The sequence below is a fragment of the Isoptericola sp. NPDC019693 genome (assembly GCF_044389085.1).
Taxonomy (GTDB): Bacteria; Actinomycetota; Actinomycetes; order Actinomycetales; family Cellulomonadaceae; genus Isoptericola.
The window spans coordinates 567,874-587,334 of sequence record NZ_JBIRXP010000002.1; the positions used below are offsets into that span (position 1 = coordinate 567,874).

Annotated in this window: 16 protein-coding genes; 10 read left to right on the forward strand and 6 right to left on the reverse strand. The window is 76.3% G+C overall.

The genetic code is table 11. The features are described from left to right. Both ACH436_RS07985 and ACH436_RS07990 read right to left on the reverse strand, forming a co-directional pair. Positions 1-1,830 carry a hypothetical protein gene (locus ACH436_RS07985; RefSeq protein WP_430559661.1) on the reverse strand — a complete coding sequence of 610 codons (1,830 nt, stop codon included), beginning with the start codon at positions 1,828-1,830 and terminating at the stop codon, positions 1-3. A gap of 9 nt (positions 1,831-1,839) precedes the next feature. Further along, the gene (locus tag ACH436_RS07990; RefSeq protein WP_430559662.1) at positions 1,840-2,511 is read right to left on the reverse strand and encodes a hypothetical protein; all 672 of its coding nucleotides are present in this window, start codon (positions 2,509-2,511) and stop codon (positions 1,840-1,842) included. 224 nt (positions 2,512-2,735) lie between these two features. Between ACH436_RS07990 and ACH436_RS07995 the strand changes: the two genes are divergently transcribed. Then, positions 2,736-3,728: a GDP-mannose 4,6-dehydratase gene (locus ACH436_RS07995; protein ID WP_430559663.1), complete on the forward strand. Its 993-nt coding sequence runs from the start codon at positions 2,736-2,738 to the stop codon at positions 3,726-3,728. Beyond that, positions 3,725-4,681 (forward strand): GDP-mannose 4,6-dehydratase, encoded by a 957-nt coding sequence (locus ACH436_RS08000; RefSeq protein WP_430559664.1) that lies wholly within the window; start codon positions 3,725-3,727, stop codon positions 4,679-4,681. Before ACH436_RS07995 ends, ACH436_RS08000 begins: the two co-directional genes overlap by 4 nt. Before the next feature lie 73 nt (positions 4,682-4,754). On the opposite strand, the gene ACH436_RS08005 is transcribed toward ACH436_RS08000, so the two are convergent. Further along, the gene (locus tag ACH436_RS08005; protein WP_430559665.1) at positions 4,755-5,012 is read right to left on the reverse strand and encodes a PqqD family protein; all 258 of its coding nucleotides are present in this window, start codon (positions 5,010-5,012) and stop codon (positions 4,755-4,757) included. Positions 5,013-5,257: 245 nt separating this feature from the next. Here ACH436_RS08005 and ACH436_RS08010 point away from each other — a divergent pair, with 245 nt between their 5' ends. The 4 genes from ACH436_RS08010 (at position 5,258) to ACH436_RS08025 (ending at position 8,045) form a co-directional block, all read left to right on the forward strand. Beyond that, a complete protein-coding gene (locus tag ACH436_RS08010; protein ID WP_176168750.1) occupies positions 5,258-5,371 on the forward strand; it encodes a lasso RiPP family leader peptide-containing protein in 114 nt (37 codons plus the stop codon). A gap of 106 nt (positions 5,372-5,477) precedes the next feature. Continuing rightward, positions 5,478-6,629 carry an asparagine synthase-related protein gene (locus ACH436_RS08015; protein ID WP_430559666.1) on the forward strand — a complete coding sequence of 384 codons (1,152 nt, stop codon included), beginning with the start codon at positions 5,478-5,480 and terminating at the stop codon, positions 6,627-6,629. Further along, a complete protein-coding gene (locus ACH436_RS08020; protein ID WP_430559667.1) occupies positions 6,626-7,066 on the forward strand; it encodes a lasso peptide biosynthesis B2 protein in 441 nt (146 codons plus the stop codon). The genes ACH436_RS08015 and ACH436_RS08020 overlap by 4 nt, the downstream gene beginning before the upstream one ends. Before the next feature lies 1 nt (position 7,067). Beyond that, positions 7,068-8,045 (forward strand): hypothetical protein, encoded by a 978-nt coding sequence (locus ACH436_RS08025; RefSeq protein ID WP_430559668.1) that lies wholly within the window; start codon positions 7,068-7,070, stop codon positions 8,043-8,045. Here ACH436_RS08025 and ACH436_RS08030 read toward each other — a convergent pair. Beyond that, the gene (locus ACH436_RS08030; RefSeq protein ID WP_430559669.1) at positions 7,976-9,865 is read right to left on the reverse strand and encodes an ABC transporter ATP-binding protein; all 1,890 of its coding nucleotides are present in this window, start codon (positions 9,863-9,865) and stop codon (positions 7,976-7,978) included. The two genes, ACH436_RS08025 and ACH436_RS08030, sit on opposite strands and share 70 nt — an antisense overlap. A gap of 138 nt (positions 9,866-10,003) precedes the next feature. On the opposite strand from ACH436_RS08030, the gene ACH436_RS08035 reads away from it, so the two are divergent. Next, entirely contained in the window at positions 10,004-11,176 is a 1,173-nt protein-coding gene (locus tag ACH436_RS08035; RefSeq protein WP_430559670.1) for a nucleotidyltransferase family protein, read from the forward strand. Here the strand turns inward: ACH436_RS08035 and ACH436_RS08040 are convergent. Then, entirely contained in the window at positions 11,143-11,787 is a 645-nt protein-coding gene (locus ACH436_RS08040; RefSeq protein ID WP_430559671.1) for a phosphatase PAP2 family protein, read from the reverse strand. The two genes, ACH436_RS08035 and ACH436_RS08040, sit on opposite strands and share 34 nt — an antisense overlap. A 23-nt stretch (positions 11,788-11,810) precedes the next feature. Next, a complete protein-coding gene (lhgO, locus tag ACH436_RS08045; protein ID WP_430559672.1) occupies positions 11,811-13,022 on the reverse strand; it encodes an L-2-hydroxyglutarate oxidase in 1,212 nt (403 codons plus the stop codon). Positions 13,023-13,221: 199 nt separating this feature from the next. Here lhgO and ACH436_RS08050 point away from each other — a divergent pair, with 199 nt between their 5' ends. The 3 genes from ACH436_RS08050 (at position 13,222) to ACH436_RS08060 (ending at position 19,343) form a co-directional block, all read left to right on the forward strand. Continuing rightward, positions 13,222-13,809 (forward strand): DUF4190 domain-containing protein, encoded by a 588-nt coding sequence (locus ACH436_RS08050; RefSeq protein WP_430559673.1) that lies wholly within the window; start codon positions 13,222-13,224, stop codon positions 13,807-13,809. A gap of 152 nt (positions 13,810-13,961) precedes the next feature. Beyond that, a complete protein-coding gene (locus ACH436_RS08055; protein WP_430559674.1) occupies positions 13,962-18,032 on the forward strand; it encodes an endo-1,4-beta-xylanase in 4,071 nt (1,356 codons plus the stop codon). Positions 18,033-18,209: 177 nt separating this feature from the next. Then, a complete protein-coding gene (locus tag ACH436_RS08060) occupies positions 18,210-19,343 on the forward strand; it encodes a DUF4190 domain-containing protein (RefSeq protein ID WP_430559675.1) in 1,134 nt (377 codons plus the stop codon). Positions 19,344-19,461 lie beyond the last annotated feature (118 nt).

Sequence of the window (19,461 nt, forward strand, 5' to 3'; positions counted from 1 at the left end):
TCACGGCACCGGCTGCGGGGTGCAGTCCGTCAGCGCGACGGTGAACGTGGTCGGCGTGTCCGGCGTCTCGATCATGGCGCCGTCCTCGTCGCCCTCGAGGTCGATCGTGTAGACGTCGCCGGGGGACAGGTAGGTGGGCCGCCACGTGTCCGTGCCGCGCTTCCACTCGATCACCAGCACGTCACCCTCGAGCACCTGGATCCGGCAGCCGTCGGCCCACGACCCCATGTAGGGGTGGATGGTCTCGCCGTCGAGGTCGCGCACCGTGCGCGAGTTCGAGCCCTCGCGCGCGTTCGTCGGGTACGCGGCCCACTCCGGCCACGCGAGCGCGCCGCCCACCCACGGCGTCCAGCCGTCGTCCGCGCACGTCGCGTAGGCGTCGCAGTGCCACAGCGCGAGGGTCGACTCCATCACGACGGCGTCGGCCGGGACGGTCGGTGTCGGCGTGGGCGTGGGCGTCGGGGTCGGCTCGGGGTCCGGGGTGGTGCCGTCCCCGGGGGTGTGCACGTAGGTGAAGGACGCGTCGTCGTTCTGCACCGACAGCACCTGGTCGGACGGCAGGCCGGACACCGTGTGCTGCTCCCCGGCGGACAGGCGCGCGACGGCGCGGTGCGGGCCCGTGGGCGTCCCCGCGTACAGGGTCGCGGAGCCGGTGACGACGGCCACGGTGTCGCCGTTGGCCGCGGCGGCGGGCAGGTAGACGGCCTCGGAGGTCGTGTACCCGTGCCGGGTCGTGAGCGCGCCGGACGTCTCGGGCCAGGCGATCGCGTTGCCGGTGGTGGTCTCGCCCCAGGGGCACGGCTCGCCGGTGCAGCGCCACGTGACGGGCAGCGACGTCGCGTGCGGGTCGGGGGTCGGGGTGGGCGTCGGCTCCGGTGTGGGTTCCGGCGTCGGCGTCGGCGTCGGCGTCGGCTCGGGGGTGGTGGCGTCGCCGGGGACGTGCCGGTAGCGGAACGGGCCGTCGTCGTTCTGCACGGACAGCACCTCGCCCGCGGCGAGGCCGGAGACGGTGAGCGCGTCGCCCGCCGAGAGCTCGCCGATGCTCCGGTGGGCGCCTCCGGGCGGGCCGGCGAAGAGACGCGCCGACCCGGAGACGATCGTGACGGTGTCGCCGTTGGCCGCCTCGGCGGGAAGGTAGACGGGCTCCGACGTCGTGTACCCGTGCCGCGCCGTGATCGCCCCGGAGCCCGCGGGCCAGGCCACCGCGTGGCCCGACGTCGTCTCGCCCCAGGGGCACGGCTCGCCCGTGCAGGTCCAGGTGACGGGGTGCGACGCGCTGCCGGTGTCCTCGGTCGGCTCGGGGGTCGGCTCGGGCGTGGGCTCGGGCGTGGGTGTCGGGGTGGGCGTGGGCTCGGGCTCGGGCGGCGCCTCTGCCTCCGGCGTGAACGCGTAGGCGAACGCCGCGCCGTCGTTCTGCAGGGACACCACCTCGCCGTCGGCCAGGTCACCGACCGTGAACGCGTCGCCGGCCGACAGTGCGGCGAGATGCCGGTGCGGGCCGTCGAGCGGGCCCGCCCAGACGCCCGCCGAGCCCTCGAGCACGGTGATCGTGGCGTCCTCGGCGGCGTCGTCCGGCAGGTAGATGGCCGCGGAGGCGGTGTAGCCGTAGCGCGACGAGACCGCCCCGGAGTCCTCGGGCCAGGCCGCGGCGTTCCCGGTGGTCGTCTCGCCCCAGGGGCACGGCTCGCCGGTGCAGGTCCACGTCACCGCCCGGGACTCCGTGCGCACGAGCGGCTCGCTCTCCTCGGCCGCGGCCGGGGAGATCGAGCCCGCGGCGAGGGCGAGGGCGGGGGCCAGGAGCCGGGCCGCGCGGCGGCGTCGCGAGGTCATACGGCGACGCTATGCCGCGGGCCGCGACCGCAGGGCCCCGACCTGGGTGAACTTGCCCTCGACCCGGGGTGAAAGCACGCCGGGCGCCACGGCGGAGGCCGCCGCGGCGGCGGCACCGACGAGCAGGAGCGAGCCCAGGACGTCGAAGGGACGGTGGGCGAACGCGACCACGTTGACGACGCAGGCGACCACGACGGCGGCCAGCGCCACCTCCCGCACGACGACGCGCCCCACCGCGCCGCGGCCGGGCCAGAGGACGACGAGCGCGACCGCGAGCGCCGCCGTCGCCGCGACGTGCGTGCTCGGGAACGTGTTGTACGGGTAGCCGAGCACCACCTCATGCACGGGGCGGGGCAGGACCGCACCGCGCAGCACGAGGGCGAGGACCGCCGCCGCGGCGAGACCCAGGCAGGCGCCCAGGGCAGGCCAGCGCCGGTCGCGCACCGCGCGGACGGCGAGCGCCGCGACGACGACGCCCAGACCGAGCACCAGGGCCTCCCGGGCGACGCCCGCGACGGGACGCAGCACCGCGCCGGCGCCGGTCAGGACGCTGAAGGCCACGGCGTCGACCCACTGCCCCCATGGTGCGACGACGCCGGCGAGGTACAGCACGACGAAGCCCGCGGCCAGGCCGGCGGCCCGCACGGCGTGGTCGCGGCGTCCCCGCTCCGGGCGTGACATGCCTTCGATGGTTCTCGCCCGCGCGCCGCCCGGTCGAGGGCGCGGGCGGATGAAGTTCTGTCGCTCGGGGCGCCCGGCCGGCGGAGTTTCACCCCGGCGTCGGGCCTGTTCACCCGGTGCGGACGGTCAGCACGTCCCTCTTCCTGATTAGCGTGGTGGCGTCCCAGAAGGGGGAGTGCCGCCGGGGGACGGCGCTGACTCAGCGCACAGAAACGGTTACCGACATGCCTCGAGCACTCATCACCGGAATCACCGGCCAGGACGGGCTCTACCTGTCCGAGCTGCTGCTGTCGAAGGGGTACGAGGTCTGGGGCCTCATCCGCGGCCAGAACAACCCCAAGCTCGACCTGGTGCGCCGCACCGTGCCGGACGTCCGGCTCGTGACGGGCGACCTGACCGACCTCTCGTCACTGCTGCGGGCCCTCGACGCCGCGCGGCCGGAGGAGGTCTACAACCTCGGCGCGATCTCGTACGTCGCCTACTCGTGGGAGAACGCCACCCTCACCAGCGAGGTGACCGGCAAGGGCGTGCTCAACATGCTCGAGGCGGTGCGGCTGCACGCGGGCGACGACCCCGGTGCCGTGCGCTTCTACCAGGCGTCGAGCTCGGAGATGTTCGGCAAGGTGCAGGAGGTGCCGCAGCGCGAGTCGACCCTCCTGTGGCCGCGCTCGCCCTACGGCGTCGCCAAGGTCTTCGGGCACTACATGACGATCAACTACCGCGAGTCGTACGGGCTGCACGCCTCCAGCGGCATCCTGTTCAACCACGAGTCGCCGCGCCGGGGCCCGGAGTTCGTCACGCGCAAGGTGTCGCAGGCCGTGGCGCGGATCAAGCTCGGCCTGCAGGACTCGCTCACCCTCGGCAACCTGGACGCGCGGCGCGACTGGGGCTTCGCCGGCGACTACGTGGACGCGATGTGGCGGATGCTGCAGCAGCCCGAGGCGGACGACTACGTGGTCGCGACCGGCCGGACGCACTCGATCCGGGACCTGCTCGACGCGGCGTTCGGCTGCGTGGGGGTGGAGGACTGGTCCGGGTACGTGGCGCAGGACCCGCGCTTCATGCGGCCCGCGGAGGTCGACCTCCTCATCGGCGACCCCTCGAAGGCGCGCGACGTGCTGGGCTGGGAGCCGCGCGTCGACTTCGAGCGCCTGGTCGCGATGATGGTCGAGAACGACCTGGACGAGCAGGCGGAGCTGGCGGGGATGCGCCGGTGACGGTCGCTCTCGTCACGGGGGTCGCGGGTCAGGACGGGTCGTACCTCGCCGAGCGGCTCGTGGCCGAGGGGGCGACGGTGCACGGGCTGGTGCGGGAGGGCGAGCACCCCGCGGGGCTGCCCGGCGAGGTGCGCCTGCACACCGGCGACCTCGGCGACGCCGAGGGGCTCGCGGCCCTGGTGCGGCGCACGGCGCCGGACGAGGTCTACAACCTGGGCGGGATCAGCTCGGTCGCGTACTCGTGGCAGCATCCCGTCGAGACGGCCGCCGTGACGGGACTGGGCGCGGTGGCCCTGTACGAGGCGGCCTGGCGGCTGCAGGAGGAGGCGGGCCGCCCGGTGCGCGTCCTGCAGGCGTCGAGCGCGGAGATCTTCGGGACGCCGGACCGCACGCCGCAGGACGAGCGCACCGCCCTGGGCCCGACGTCGCCCTACGGCGCGGCCAAGGCGTACGCCCACCAGCTGGCGGCGGTGTACCGGGCGCGCGGGCTGGGCGTGTCGTCGTGCGTGCTGTACAACCACGAGTCCCCACGCCGGCCGGAGACGTTCGTGACCCGGAAGATCACCGCCGCCGCGGCGCGCATCGCCCGGCAGGGCTCGGGCACGCTCGCGCTGGGCAACCTCGACGCCCGTCGCGACTGGGGGTGGGCGCCCGACTACGTCGACGCGATGGTCCGGGCCGTCCGGCACCCGGTCGCGGACGACTTCGTCGTGGCGTCCGGGACCTCGCGGTCGGTGGCCGACTTCGTGGCGGCGGCCTTCGCCGCGGCGGGCGTCGACGACTGGGGCCGGCACGTCACTGTCGACCCCCGGTTCGTGCGCCCGGCCGACCCGGCCGAGCAGGTCGGCGACCCGCGCCGGGCCCGCGCGGAGCTGGGCTGGCCCGGGACCCTGGCGTTCGAGGAGATCGTGGGCCGCATGGTGCGGCACGACCTGGCGCTGCTCCCGTCCTGAGGGGGCACGACGCCGGGCTCACCCTCGGCGGTCACCTTGCGGCGGTCACCCCTCGGCGGTCACCCCTCGGCGGTCACCCCTCGACGAGGAGCCCGCGGTCGCGCAGCGCGTCCACGAAGGCCCCGGCGTCGCGCTGCGCGACGTCGGCGGGGATGCCGTACTCGGCGACGAGCGCGTCCGCGAGGTCGTCCGGCGTGCGGTCCTCCTGGAGCAGCTTCGCCGTGAAGGCGCCCGACCCGTTCGTCGTGAGGTACGTCGACGACACGAGGTCGAGGATGACCAGCTCGCCGTCGATCTCCTGCCAGGTGACGCCGTTCTCGCGCAGCCTCATCGCGGTGCCTCTCCTCGCGCCTCTCGTCGCGCCCTCCGCGGTCAGTGCGGGTCGGCGCCGAGTCGTGTCGCCCCGAGGATAGGCCGGTCGCGGGGCTCCGGCCGGGGCGGGCGGGAGGTTTCACCCGGCGCCGGGTGAAAGGCGTCCGGGCGCGGGGTGACTTCGGCGGGAAGCGCTTGACCCCGGGTCCCTCGCGGCGCGACGTTGGGCGCGTCCTGCACGAACGAGGAGAGGGGAGTGCTCCGATGTACGAAGCACCGCGCATCACCGAGGTGGGCTCGGTCAAGGACGTCACGCTCGAGCAGCAGTTCGCCTTCGACTACGACGGCGACCTGTTCCACAAGGGCAAGGCGTCCTGAACCCACTCAGGGACACGGTGCCGGTCGTTCCGACGTCGGAGCGGCCGGCACCTCCGGCGTCCTGCGAGACCTTCCCGAGCCTTCCCCCGAGCAGCCTGGACCGACGATGACGTCCTTCTACCGCCCGACGGCCTTCGAGGTCGCCGTGTGCTGGCTGCCCGGGACGGTGCCCGCCCCGGCGCGGCCGGGCGGTGCGGGCGGGGCGCCGCTGGACGCGCTCAAGGCGTCCGTGCGCCGGGCGGCCGCAGGACGGCCGGTGGCCGTCACCTTCTCGGGCGGGCGGGACTCGTCCGCCGTGCTCGCCGTCGCGACCGCGGTCGCCCGCGAGGACGGCTCGCCCGACCCGGTCCCCGTCACGTTCCGCTACCCGGGGGTGGCCGAGGCGGACGAGTCGGCCTGGCAGGAGTCGGTCGTGCGGCACCTCGGGCTGAGCTCCTGGCGGCAGCTCGACGTCGGCGGCGAGAACGACCTGCTCGGCGACGCGGCGCGGGAGAGCCTGCTGCGCCGGGGGCTGCTGTTCCCCGCCACCATGCACGTGAAGGACGCGATGCTGCGCGAGCTGCGCGGGCACGCGGTGCTCACGGGTGAGGGCGGCGACGAGGTGTTCGGCGACCGCCGCTCCCGCGCACTGCTGCGGGTCGTGCGCGGCAGGGGCCGGGCGGGCACCCCCCGCCGGGCCGCCGTGGGCTCGGTGCTGCCCGGGCGGCGGTGGCGGGAGCGCAGTGCTGCGGCGCGCGCCACGGCGGCGCTCACCTGGCTGCGCCCCGAGACGACCGCGCGCCTCGCGGACGAGATCGCGCGCGACGCCGCGGCCGAGCCGCTGCCGTACCCGCGCGGGCTGCGCTGGCTGCGCCGCCGGCGCGCGAGCCGGGTCTTCCTGGACACGTTCGGGCAGGTGGCCGCCGAGCACGACGTCGCGCTCGCCCACCCGCTGCTGGACGACGACTTCCTCGGGGCGCTCGGCGCGCGGCACCCGTGGGGCTTCCCCGACCGCACCGCGGGCATGCGCGCCGTCGTCGGCTCGCTGCTGCCGGACGCCGTGTGCGCCCGCTCGGACAAGGCGTCGTTCAACCGCGCCTACCTGGGCGGCGCGACCCGCGACTTCGCCCTGCGGTGGGGCGGGGGCGGCGTCGACCCCGCGCTGGTCGACGTCGACGGGCTCCGCGCCGCCTGGCTGTCCGGCTTCCCGCCCGGCCCGACGAGCCTGCTGCTGCAGCAGGCGTGGCTGGCGTCCGTCGGGGCGGAGGCGGTCCGGTGACCGCGTCCGGGGCGTGGCGCCGGCTGGCCGCCGTCCCGCTCGCGCTCCGGCTCCTCGGCGCCCTGCTGCTGCTCGAGCGCCGGCTGCGGCGGTGGGACGTGGCGCGCGTCGCCCGGCGCTACGACCTGCCCCTGCTGGCGTCCGCCGGTCCCGCGTCCGGCGACCTCGACCCCGGCACGCTGGACGCGGCGGAGGTGCGGCGCCTGCGCGTCCTGCGCCGGGTGCTCCGCCTGCCCGGCGTCAACGGCACGTGCCTGCGCTCGGCGATCCTCGCCGGCCGGGTGCTGCGCCACCGCCGCCCCGAGCTCGTGCTGGGCGTCGCCAAGACGAGCGGCGTCGTACGGGCCCACGCCTGGCTGCGTGTCGACGGCCGGGACCTCGACCTGGACCGCGGCGCCGGCTTCCGGCCGCTCGCGGTCCCCACCCAGGGAGCGTGACATGGACCGCCAGCTGCTGTACGGACTGATCGTCGAGGCGCCGTTCGACCTGCACCAGGACCGGGCGGAGGAGGGCGCCTCCCGGGCCGACGTCGTGATCGCCGCGGGCCCGGGGACGGACCAGCGCAGCACGCCGGGCGGGCGGCGGGTCCTGCACCACGAGCTCGCCGGCGACCCCTGGTACAGCGCGTGGGACCTCGGCGCCGACGGCTACCTGCTGCGGTTCCACGACGCGTGCGACTTCGAGGTGTCGGCGGACCTGCGGCACGTCGTGCTGCGGGAGGCGGACGGCGTGGACCCCGGGCTGAGCCGGGTGCTCACCACCGGGGGGATGCTCGCCTTCCAGCTCTACCTGCGCGGCGAGGCGGTGCTGCACGCGAGCGCGGTGGAGGACGCCGACGGGGTCGTCGCGTTCGTCGGGTACTCGGGGATGGGCAAGTCCACGATGGCCACGCTGCTGTGCGCCGAGGGCGCCGCCCTCGTCACCGACGACGTGCTGCGCCTGGAGCGCACCGACGACGGCTTCGCGGCGCGGCTGGGGGCCACGGAGGTGCGGCTGCGCCAGGGGGCCGACACGCTGGCCGACCGGTTCGCCGGGCGGGCGCCCGGGCGCCGCGTGAGCGCCGACGCGCGGCACGTGCTCCAGCTCGGCGCCGGGGCCCGCGACCGCCGACCGCTGCGGGCCGTCGTCGTGCCGCAGCCGGACCGGGACGGCGGGGAGCTCGTGGTGCGCCGCCGGACCGGCACGACGGCCCTCCTCGAGCTGCTGCGCTACCCGCGGCTGCACGGGTGGCTGGACGACCGGGTGCAGAGCACGCACCTGCGCCACCTGGCCGACGTCGCCCGCACCGTCCCCGTGCTGGTCGCCGACGTGCCGTGGGGGCCGCCGTTCGCGCCGGGGCTGGGGGCTCAGGTCGTCCGGTCGGTGGCCGAGGCGTCCGGGCGTGCCCTGGCCGGGGCCGCCGCGCCGTCCAGGTAGGAACGAGCCTGCACCGTGAACATCTCCGCGTAGGCGCCGTCGAGGGCCATCAGCTCGTCGTGGGAGCCCTGCTCGACCACCGCGCCGTCGTCCAGCACCACGATGCGGTCCGCCGAGCGCACGGTGGAGAACCGGTGCGACACGAAGAGGGCGGTGCGCCCGTCGAGCGTGGCCCGCAGCGACGAGAACAGGTCGTGCTCCGCGAGCGGGTCCATCGCGGCGGTCGGCTCGTCGAGGATGACGAGCGCCGCGTCGCGGTAGAAGGCCCGGGCGATCGCGACGCGCTGCCACTGGCCGCCGGAGAGCTCGGTGCCGCCGGGGAACATGCGCGACAGCCGCGACTCGTACCCGTCGGGCAGGCCCGCGAGGGCGGCGTCCACGCCCGCGACGCGCGCCGAGCGCCGCACGCGCTCGTGGTCGACGGGGACGTCAGGACGGCCGAGGGCGATGTTCCACGTGGCCGTGTAGGCGTAGTGGACGAAGTCCTGGAAGATCACCGCCACCTGGCGGCGCACGGCCGCGCCGCGCATCCCTGCCAGCGGACGGTCGCCCCACAGGACGACGCCGTCCGTCGGCACGTACAGGCCGGCGAGGAGCTTGGCGAGGGTGGTCTTGCCCGAGCCGTTGGCGCCCACCAGGGCCACGACCTCGCCCGGACGCAGCGCGAGGTCCACGTCGCGCAGCGCCGGCCGCCGCGAGCCGGGGTAGGTGAAGGACACGCCCCGGGCGAAGACGCCGGGGAAGGCGGCCGGCGGCTCCTCACTCCCGTCGGCGGCACGCGCCGCGGCCCGCCCCTCGGCGAGGAACGCGTGCACGTCGTCGAGGAACAGCCCCGACTCGAAGATCTGCTGGACGCCGCCGAAGATCCCCTGGATCTGGCCCTGGAGCATCCGGACCGCGACGACGGCCGCGCCCGCCTCGGAGAACGTCACCTCCCCGCGGGTGATGAGCCACGCCAGCACCAGGAGCACGCCGGCGAGCACCACCGCCGCCGCGAGGTTGCCCACGCCGTTCGTCAGCGCCCGGCGCCGCACGTGGCGGGCGAGGTCGGCCAGGTAGGTGCCGTACAGCTCGCGGTAGCGGGACTGGAGCCACGGCGCCGACTGGAACGCGCGGATCTCCTTGGCCTCGTCCCGGCTGCTCTGCACGTAGTTGGTGTAGATGCGCTCCCGCTCGTTGGTGGTCTGCGCCACCTTGAACGCGAACTCGAGCCTGCCCTCGCGCCGGCCCGTGACCAGCAGCGGCAGCCCGCCCAGCGCGAGCAGCGGCAGCAGCACGGGGTGCAGCGCCACGAGGGCGGCGCCCACGCCCACCGTCGCGATCGACGAGCCCAGCAGGTCGAACACGCCCTGGGTCACCTGGAAGGGCCGGGAGAGCGCGTTGACGCGCACGCGCTGCAGCCGGTCGTAGAAGGCCGGCGACTCGAAGTGCTCGAGGGGGACGCTCGTCGCGACCTCCTGCACGTCCTCGGCCATGAGCCGCGCCACGTGCTCACCGAGCACCCGGCGTGCCGAGGCCTGGAGCCCGCCGGCGACCGAGGCCAGGCCGGTGAGGGCGGCCAGGGCGAGGACCGGGCCGGTGACGCCCGCGATGCCGGCCGTGCCGTCGGCGAGCCCGAGCAGCACGTCGAGCAACGCCGAGACGACGAGCACCTGGCCGGCCAGCGCCCCCGCGACGAGGACCTGGAGCGCCAGCATCGCGGCGAACAGGGGCCGGCTCGCGCGCCAGGAGACCTGCAGGGACCCGCCGAGCAGCCGCAGCAGGCGGCGCCCCCTGCGCTCGTCGCCCTCCGGCGTCCCGCCCACCGCGCTGTCTGCCACCGACCGCTCCGTCCTGTGCCGGGGCCCGGCCCGGCCTCACACACGCTAGCCGCGCGGGGGCGGGCGGTGGGCGGTCCGGGCAAGAATTCGCCCGGTGCGGGCGCCCCGCGCCCGCCCGGCGCTCCCTATCCTGCCGGGATGGGGGCACGACCGACCACGGTGCGCCGACCGCTGGCGCAGATCCTGCTGGACTCCGTCGCGCCCGAGGACCGGCCGGGCCCGCCGCCCGCCCCCCTCGACGACGTCCGGCTGGAGCTCCTGGCCGACGCGGCCCAGGACCACCGGGTGCTGCCCGCGGTGGCGAAGCACGTCGCGGCCCGCCCGGACTGCCCGGAGCCGTGGCGCGGGCCGCTGCGGCGCGCGCGGGACGAGCAGGTCGTGCGGCACCTGAGCGCGCTCGCCGAACTCGCCGCCCTGGGCGCGGCCCTCGACCGTGCGGGGGTGCCCTGGGCGGTGGCGAAGGGGCCGGCGGCCGCCGCGCTCTGGCCCGCCCCCGACATGCGGGAGTACTACGACCTGGACATGTACGTGCCGCGGGAGGCCTTCCGGGCGGCGGTCGAGACGCTGGAGGACGCGGGGTGCACGGGGGTCGACCGCAACTGGCCCCTCATGGTGCGCGAGCGGCGCGCGGAGTACGCGATGCGCGGCCCGCTCGGCGTCCACCTCGACCTGCACTGGGACATCGCCGTGCCGCACGGGCTGCGGCGGCGCTTCAGGACGGACCCCGGGGCGATGATCGGACGGCGCCGCCCGGTCGACCTGGGCGGCGGGCGGCACGTGCCGACCTTCGACGCGGTCGACTCGGTGCTCGTCCTGGCGTTCCACGCGGCGCAGGCGGGCGCCGGCCGGCTCCTGTGGCTCGTCGACGTCGCCGGCGCCGTGGCGGCGTGCGACGGCGTGCGGCGCGAGGTGGGCGGGCGCGCCCGGGAGATGCGCCTCGAGGCGCCGGTGGCGCTCGTCGTCGACCGTGCGGCGCGGGTGCTCGGCGGCCCCGCCCGGGAGGCGCTGCACGACACGGGCCTGCGCCCGCCCCGGGTCCTGCGGGGTGCCGCCGCCGCGCTCGACCGCCGCCACGGCTTCCCCGACCTGCCCGGCGACCGGCACCGCGGCGGACGGCTCTACGCCGGGGCCCGGCCGGGCGCGTGGGGGACGGCCACGACCCTCGTGGCGGACGCCGTCCGGGACCGCCGGATCGAGCGTGCCCTGCGGAGCGGCCGGCCCGACGCCGGGGAGAAGGCCCTGCGGCTCGACGTCCCGGACGCGCGGGCCCGGGAGGACTACCTCCGGTTCGTCGACTCGGGGGCCGGCTGAGCCTGCCCGGGGCGCGGGCGGGCGGCGAGCGCGGCCCACGGCGCCACGACGCCGACCAGGAGCAGCGATCCCACGACGTCGCTCGGCCGGTGGGCCTGGGTGGCGACGTTCGCCCAGGCGGTGAGGAGCACGACGGCGGCGAGCAGGGCCGTCGCCCCGCGGCCGGGCCGCCGCCCGAGCAGGAGGACCACGGCGACGCACGCGGCCGCGAGCGTGGCGGTGTGCGCGCTGGGGAAGGTGTTGAGGACGTCGCCGTGCACCCCCAGGGACGGCCGGGGGAGCACGACGTCACGCAGCACGGTGGCGAGGGCCAGGACGGCCACCGGGAGCCCGGCGGCGCCCGCCACCACGCGCCCGCCGGCGCGACGCCGGACTGCCACGAGGCCCGCCGCGACCAGGAGGAGGGCCGCGGCGACGGGCGCCAGGGCGCGCACCAGGCGTGCGGCGCCGGCCAGGTGCGGCTCGGGGGCGGTGAGGAGGGCCAGGCCGGCGACGTCCGCCCGCTGGCCGGGTGCCGTCAGCACCGCGAGCGCGTACAGGGCGGCGCAGAGGAGGGCCGAGGTCGCGGACACCACGAGCGCGCGGCGGCCGCGCCGCGGTCCGTCCGTCATGCCGCCCTGTCGCCCCGGTGCCGTCAGCGCGTGGCCGCCATCGTGGCGTCCAGCTCCGCCTCGACGTGCCGCGCGATCTCCAGCGACGCGGTCGCGGCGGGGGACGGCGCGTTGATGACGTGCACCTGCCGGGGCGCGGTGCGCACGAGGAAGTCGTCCACGAGCCGGCCGTCGCGGTGCAGCGCCTGGGCGCGGACCCCGGCGGGCGCGGGGTGCAGGTCCTCGGCGGTGGTGCCGGGCAGCAGGCGTGCGACGGACGCGGCGAACAGCGTGCGCGACACGGAGCGTGCCACCTCGGCCGCGCCGGGGGCGAGGTTGCGCCCGGCCAGCCGCCACAGCCCGGGCCAGGAGGCCGCGTCGACGACGTCCCGCCACGCGACGTCGCGGCGCCGGTACCCCTCGCGGGCGAGGGCGAGGACGGCGTTGGGCCCGGCGTGCACCTCGCCGTGCACCCCGCGCGTGAGGTGCACGCCGAGGAACGGGAACCGCGGGTCGGGCACCGGGTAGACGAGGCCGCGCACGCGCTCGGCGGCGCGCGGGGCGAGGTCGAAGTACTCGCCGCGGAACGGCACGATGCGCGCGCCGGGGTCGACGCCGCAGGCCCGGGCCAGCCGGTCGGCGTGCAGGCCGCCGCACACCACGAGGGCGTCGGCGACCAGGTCGTGGCGCTCGCCGAGGGCGACCACCTCGACGGTCGCCCGGATCGTGGCGCCGCCGGCGCGGGCGCCGCGCAGGGCTCGTCCGAGCAGCACGACCCCGCCCGCCTCGCGCACCTGCCGGGCGAGGACGGCGCACACGGCGCGGTAGTCGACCACCCCGGTGGTCTCGACGCGCAGCGCGCCCACGCACGCGATCTCGGGCTCGAACGAGCGGGCCTCGACGGGGGCGAGCTCGCGGACGGGGACGCCGTTGGCGGCGCCACGCTCGGCCAGGGTGCGCAGCCGGTCGCGCTCGCCGGCGTCGGTGGCCACGACGAGCTTCCCGGTGACGGCGACGGGCACGCCGTGCTCCGCGGCGAACCGCGTCATGGAGGCCGCCCCCGCCGTGCCGAGCCGGGCCTTGAGGCTGCCCGGCGCGTAGTACAGGCCGGAGTGGACGACGCCGGAGTTGCGGCCCGTCTGGTGGCCGGAGAGCTCGTTCTCCTTCTCCAGCACGGTGACGTCGTCCCCGCGGCGCGCGAGGCGTGCGGCGGTCGCGAGCCCGACGATCCCGCCGCCGACGACGATGACGCGCATGCTTCCTCCCGGGGTGGGTGGCGGGCCGGGTCCCTGGCTCGGCCCGCCGGTCCCAGGATGGCAGCCCGGGCGCGGCGCCGGGGCGGGTCGCCAGGGTGAACGCTCGGGTGAACCCGCCTGCGGCGGCGTTCTCCGGCATAGTGGGGGAGCGGGGGCGGCCGGCCCGACCGGTGCGCCTCGACCACGAGGAGGAGCGGTCATGAGCCACGACGACGGCACCCAGCCGGGCCAGGACGAGCCGCGACCGGACGCCCCGGGGGCGGGCACGCCGCCCGGCGGGACGGAACCGCCCGCGCCACCGGACCCGTACGGCCAGGCCCCGGAGCCCGCGCCGCCGGGCGCGACCCCGCCGGGGTACCCGCAGCAGCCGGAGCAGCAGCCGTACGGCCAGCCGTACCCGCAGCAGGCGGAACAGCAGCAGCCGGAGCAGCAGCCGTACGGGCAGCCGTACCCGCCGCCGTACGCCCAGCAGCCGTACCCGCAGCAGGCGTACGCCCAGCCGTACGCGCCGTCGGCGGGCACGGACGGGTGGTCGATCGCGGCGCTGGTCACGGGCATCCTCGGCCTGGCGGTGGTGCCGATCGTGCTGGGCATCATCGGGCTCACGCGCGTCAACCGGACGGGGCAGCAGGGCAAGGGGCTGGCGATCGCCGGCATCGTGCTGGGCGCGATCGGGGTCGTGGTGTGGATCGTGGTCTTCGTCTTCGCCGTGGCGCTGGTGTCGCAGATCGACCCGAGCGACCTCGAGACGGCGTTCGACATGTCCGCGGCGCTCCTGGCGCGGTGACGGGCGGGCCGTTTTCGTTCAACCGTTGCCCCTAATGAGGCCGGCGCTCTACGGTGTCCCCGGCGGCGCAGGGACGCGCCGCCGGCCCCGGGGGTCGGCCGTGCCGACGCCTGGGCCCCACCGATCGCGAGGGAGCGACGATGAGGCAACGGGTGAGACGGGCGGTCGCCGGCGCGGCGGCCGCGGCGGTGATGGCGAGCGGCGCGGTGGTGTCGGGCGTCGTGGGCGCGAGCATGGCGGCGGCGGACGACTCCGTCGTTCTGGAAAACGATTTCGACTCGACGTACGAGCCGTGGGGCCCACGGGGCCCGGTCACGCTCGGGATCTCGGACGACGCCCGCACGGGCGCCGGGGCCCTGTCCGTCACGGGGCGGACGGCCGAGTGGAACGGCCCGGCCACCGCCGTCGACGACCTGCTCGCGCCCGGCGGGACCTACGACGTCGAGGCCTGGGTGAAGCTCCCGGCGGGGGCCGCGGGCACCGCGGCGGTGCACTTCACGGTCCAGGAGACGTCGGCCGACGGTGACGCCTACACCTGGGTCGGCGGGGCGGTCGACGCGTCCGCCGACGGCTGGGTGCGCGTCGGCGGCACGTACACGATGCCGTCCGACCTCATGGCGGCCCAGCTCTATGTCGAGGCGGCGCCGGTCGACGGCGCGCACCCGTCGTTCCTCGTGGACGACCTCGTGGTCACCGGCAGCGCGCCCGTCGACCCGGGCGACGTCGTCCCGGGCGGCGCGGTGAACCCGGTGCCGCAGCCCGTGGCCGCCGCGCTGCCCGGCAGTGCGGCCGACGTGCCCGTCGCCGCGCTCACCTTCGACGACGGCCCGAACCCCGGCACCACCGGGGCGCTCCTCGACTTCCTGGCCGAGCACGACCTGCACGCCGTGTTCTGCGTCATCGGGCAGAACGTCCAGGCGGACGGCGGGGCGGAGCTCCTGCGCCGGATCGTCGACGAGGGCCACGTGCTGTGCAACCACTCGACGTCGTACGCCGACATGGGCTCGTGGACCGCCGACGAGGTGCGCGCCGACCTGGTCGCCAACCTCGGCATCATCCGCGACGCCCTCGGCGACCCCGACGCGAGGGTGCCGTTCTGGCGCGCGCCCAACGGGTCCTGGGGCGCCAGCGCCGACGTCGCCGTGAGCCTCGGCATGCAGCCGCTCGCCGTCACGCACACGATCGCGGACTGGGAGACGCAGGACGTCGACACCCTCACCGCGAACCTGCGCGCCGCGCTGACCGACGGGGAGCTGGTCCTTGCGCACGACGGCGGCGGCGACCGGTCCGGCACGCTCGCGGCCGTGCGGACGGTCGTGGCCGAGCGCCTCGCCGACGGCTGGGAGTTCACCTTCCCCCGCGGCACGCCGCCGTTCGCCGGCACGGTGCTGAGCGCCGACTTCGAGGACGGTCCGGACAGCTGGGTGCCCCGCGCGGGCGACGCCACCGAACCGGAGGTCGCGATCACGACCGACGACGCCCACGGCGGCACGCAGGCCGCCCTCGTCACGGGCCGTGACGGCCAGGGCGACGGCATCGGGCGCGACGTCACCGGCGTCCTGCTGCCCGGCGTCACGTACGACCTGAGCGCCTGGGTGCGGTTCGCGCCGGACCAGCCGGCCGACGCCGTCTGGCTCTCGATCGCGAGCACCACGGGCGCGGAGACCTCGTACGCGACGCTCGCGCAGTTCTCCGGCGTCACCGCCGACGGCTGGTCGGAGGTCACCGCGACCTTCCAGGTGCCCGACGCCGAGACGTCGTTCCTCTACCTGGAGACCGACTACAACGGCACCAACACGAGCGACCTGCTGCTGGACGACGTCACGATCGCCGTGCCCGAGCCGCCGACGGTGCAGGACCTCACGCCGCTCAAGGACACGACGGACTTCCCCGTCGGCGTCGCGATCGACAGCCGCGAGACCACGGGCTCGGCCTCCGAGCTGCTGCTGCGGCACGCCGACCAGATCACGGCCGAGAACGACATGAAGGTCGAGTCCTGGTACGACGCCGACCACCGGTTCCGCCCGAGCGCCGGCGCCGTCGCGCTCATGGACTACGCCGCGGCGAACGACCTGCGCGTGTACGGGCACGTCCTGGCCTGGCACAGCCAGACGCCGGACTGGTTCTTCCAGGCCGACGACGGGACGCCGCTGACGACGTCGGAGGCCGACAAGGAGTTCCTGCGCGAGCGGCTGCGCACGCACATCTTCGACGTCGCGCAGTGGCTGTCGGACCACTACGGGGAGTTCGGCGGCGAGAACCCGCTGACGGCGTTCGACGTCGTCAACGAGGTGGTCAACGACGGTGCCACGAGCGACCCCGACGACGGCCTGCGCCGCAGCGAGTGGTACCGGATCCTCGGCGAGGACTTCATCGACCTCGCGTTCGAGTACGCGGACGAGGCGTTCAACCGCACGTACGCGGCCGAGGGCACCGACCGCCCGGTGGCCCTGTTCATCAACGACTACAACACCGAGCAGTCGGGCAAGCAGGACCGCTACCGGGCGCTGGTCGAGCGGCTACTCGCCCGCGGCGTCCCCGTGGACGGCGTGGGGCACCAGTTCCACGTGTCGCTGTCGACGCCGGTCTCGGCCCTCGAGGCGGCGCTCGACCGGTTCGCGGACCTGCCGGTCACGCAGGCCGTCACCGAGCTCGACGTCACCACCGGCACCCCCGTCACCGAGGCGCGCCTGGTGGACCAGGGCTACTGGTTCCGCGACGCGTTCCGCATGTTCCGCGCCCACGCCGACGACCTCTACTCCGTCACGGTGTGGGGCCTGACGGACGGCCGGTCGTGGCGGGCCGACGCGGGGGCGCCCCTGCTGTTCGACGACGGGTACCAGGCCAAGCCGGCCTACTTCGGTGCCGTGGACGGCGACCTCCCCGCCCGGCTGCGCGCGGCGAACGTCTTCGCGGGCGACGTCCCGCTCGACGACGACGCGGCGTCGTCGGCCGTGTGGGACCGGCTGCCGCGGCACGGGATCGGCGCCGCGGGGGAGCAGGTGGCGGACTTCCAGCTGCGCTGGGCCGCCGACCACCTCACGGCGCAGGTGCGCGTCACGGACGGTAGCGCGGACGACGCCGACGCCGTGACGTTCGACGTCGACGGCGCGACCACCACGGTGGGTCGCGACGGCACCGTGACCGGCCCGGACGGGGCGGCCGCCGTCGTCGAGCCGTCCGACGACGGGTACGTCGTCGTCGCGCACCTGCCGCTGGCGGGCGCTGCCGAGGGCGACACCCTCGGCCTGGACGTGCAGGTCGCCGACGGCGACACGACGACCGGCTGGAACACGCCGGGGTCGCTCGGCACGCTGAACCTCCTGGAGGAGCTCAGCTACCTCGAGGTGGCCGAGGCCGCCGCGCCGCCGCAGGTCGACGGCGTGGTGGACGACGCGTGGGCCGACGCCTCCGTGGTCACCACCGACCGGCAGATCGAGGGCGACGGCGGCGCCACCGCGACGGTGCGCACGCTCTGGTCGGGCGACACGCTGTACGTGCTCGCGGAGGTCGCCGACCCGACGGTCGACGTCAGCGGCTCCGACCCGTGGGTGCAGGACTCGGTGGAGATCTTCGTGGACGCCGGCAACGCGAAGAACGGCGCCTACCGCGACGTCGACACGCAGATCCGCATCAGCGCCGAGAACGTCACGTCGTTCGGCACGGGAGACGAGGCGGCGCAGGCCGCGCGGCTGACGTCGGCGACCGCGGCGGTCGACGGCGGGTACGTCGTCGAGGCGGCGGTCGACCTGCTCGGCACCGGCGGCGCGGGCACGTTCCACGGCCTGGACTTCCAGGTCAACGACGGCACGGCCGGCACGCGCACCGCCGTGCGGGACTGGGCCGACCCCACGGGCACGGGCTACCAGTCCACGGCCCGCTGGGGCGTCGGCCGGCTCGTCGCGGCGGAGCAGCCCGAGCCCGGCGGCCTGGTGAACGTCGTGGCCCCGAGGGTCGTCCCTGACGACCGGAAGGGCACCGGGCCCGGCGCCGTCCTCGTGGCGGATCCAGGGGAGTGGACGTCGCCCGACGGCGAGCGCGTGCGGTACACGTACCGGTGGCTGCTCGACGGCGAGCCGGTCCGGCGCCCCGGCGACGCTGCCGAGCTCCGCGTGCGCGGCACGGACATCGGGCACGAGGTGAGCGTCGAGGTCACGGCGCACGCCCGCGGGCTGGACGACGTCACCGTCGTCAGCGCGCCGGTCACCCCCGCCCGGCGGTAGCCGCCGCCCGGCCGGCGGCCCTGCCCTCGCGGGTGGGGTCGCCGGCCGCCGGTCGTGTGGGGGTCCGGCGAAGAGGCCGGTCAGGACGGCCGGGCGGCCGTCGGGGGTGGGTAGCATCGCGGCCGGGCGGCGGGCCGACCGTCCGCGACGCCGAGGCCGACCACGACCAGGAGGACCATGAGCCACCCGCGCGGGTACGACCCCCACGACGCACCGCCCACCCGGGCGATCCCGCCGCAGGAGGACGGCACGACCGTGCTGCCTCCCACGCAGGCGCTGGGTGGGTACGACGACGGCACGCAGGTGCTGCCGCCGGCGCCGGGGAGCCGGGGCGAGGGGACGACGGTGCTGCCGTCCGCGCAGGAGTTCGGCGGCTACGTCGACGGCACGGCCGTCCTGCCCCCCACGCAGGCGCTGGGCGGGTACGACGACGGCACGCAGGTGCTGCCTCCGGCGCGGTCGGTGGGCGGGTACGAGGACGGCACGCAGGTGCTGCCTCCGGCGCAATCGGTGGGTGGGTACGAGGACGGCACGCAGGTGCTGTCGAACGCCGCGCCGCCGCGACGGACGTCCTCACGGCCGGTGGCGTCGCTGTCGGCCCCGACCACGACGCCCGCCCCGCACGCGCCGGCGCCCCGCGCTGCGGCGCCTCAGCCCTCGGCCCCGGTCTCGCGGCCGGCCCCGGCACCCGCCGCACCCGCGGCGCCGCGCGCCGCCGCCCCGTCGCCGTGGGGAGCGGCGCCCGCGCCCGCCCACGGGGCCCCGGCGGGCCCGGGCCGACCGGTGTCCGAGCCGCCCCGTCGTGGCACGGAGCCGACCGCGGTGGCGGCGCTGATCACCGGCGTCCTCGGGTTCGTCGTCCCGCTGCTGGGGGTGCTCGCGATCATCCTGGGCGGGGTCGGCCTGGACCGGACCCGTCGTCGCCGCTCGGGCGGGCGGGGCATGGCCAAGACCGGCATCGCGTTCGGCTCGATCCAGGTGGTGTTCACGGCCATCGTCGTGATCACCGGGCTCTGGCTCTGGAACTCCTACGGGGACGACATCCAGCAGGCCCTGGACGAGGCGGAGCAGCTCACGCAGACCGACCTGTCCGTGCCGGACCTGCTGCTGGGCGGCCTGACCGGCGACCTCAGCTTCGGCGACCTGCAGGACCTCGCCGGCACCCTCGGCGACGCCGACCAGCTCCAGGAGCTCGGCGGCCAGTGCCAGGCGGGCGACCCCGTCTCGTGCGAGGACCTCCTGGACCGCCTCCCCGACGGCATCCTCGACCAGCTCCCCGAGGACCTGACCAGCCGCATCCCGGGCAGCTGACCGCCGAGGTAGTTCGGGTGTCCGCGAGGTAGTGCGGAGGCGCGCGAGGTAGTCGCGGCACCGCGGGCAGGCCCCCGGCCGACGTCGGAGGGTCGGCGTAGTCTGGTGCGGCACGCCC

What these genes read in the sequence shown, in the direction of transcription:
- ACH436_RS07985 (WP_430559661.1), bottom strand. Translation starts at nt 1,830, where the DNA reads ATGACCTCGCGACGCCGCCGCGCGGCCCGGCTCCTGGCCCCCGCCCTC.
- ACH436_RS07990 (WP_430559662.1), bottom strand. Translation starts at nt 2,511, where the DNA reads ATGTCACGCCCGGAGCGGGGACGCCGCGACCACGCCGTGCGGGCCGCC.
- ACH436_RS07995 (WP_430559663.1), top strand. Translation starts at nt 2,736, where the DNA reads ATGCCTCGAGCACTCATCACCGGAATCACCGGCCAGGACGGGCTCTAC.
- ACH436_RS08005 (WP_430559665.1), bottom strand. Translation starts at nt 5,012, where the DNA reads ATGAGGCTGCGCGAGAACGGCGTCACCTGGCAGGAGATCGACGGCGAG.
- ACH436_RS08010 (WP_176168750.1), top strand. Translation starts at nt 5,258, where the DNA reads ATGTACGAAGCACCGCGCATCACCGAGGTGGGCTCGGTCAAGGACGTC.
- ACH436_RS08015 (WP_430559666.1), top strand. Translation starts at nt 5,478, where the DNA reads ATGACGTCCTTCTACCGCCCGACGGCCTTCGAGGTCGCCGTGTGCTGG.
- ACH436_RS08025 (WP_430559668.1), top strand. Translation starts at nt 7,068, where the DNA reads ATGGACCGCCAGCTGCTGTACGGACTGATCGTCGAGGCGCCGTTCGAC.
- ACH436_RS08035 (WP_430559670.1), top strand. Translation starts at nt 10,004, where the DNA reads ATGGGGGCACGACCGACCACGGTGCGCCGACCGCTGGCGCAGATCCTG.
- ACH436_RS08040 (WP_430559671.1), bottom strand. Translation starts at nt 11,787, where the DNA reads ATGACGGACGGACCGCGGCGCGGCCGCCGCGCGCTCGTGGTGTCCGCG.
- lhgO (WP_430559672.1), bottom strand. Translation starts at nt 13,022, where the DNA reads ATGCGCGTCATCGTCGTCGGCGGCGGGATCGTCGGGCTCGCGACCGCC.
- ACH436_RS08050 (WP_430559673.1), top strand. Translation starts at nt 13,222, where the DNA reads ATGAGCCACGACGACGGCACCCAGCCGGGCCAGGACGAGCCGCGACCG.
- ACH436_RS08060 (WP_430559675.1), top strand. Translation starts at nt 18,210, where the DNA reads ATGAGCCACCCGCGCGGGTACGACCCCCACGACGCACCGCCCACCCGG.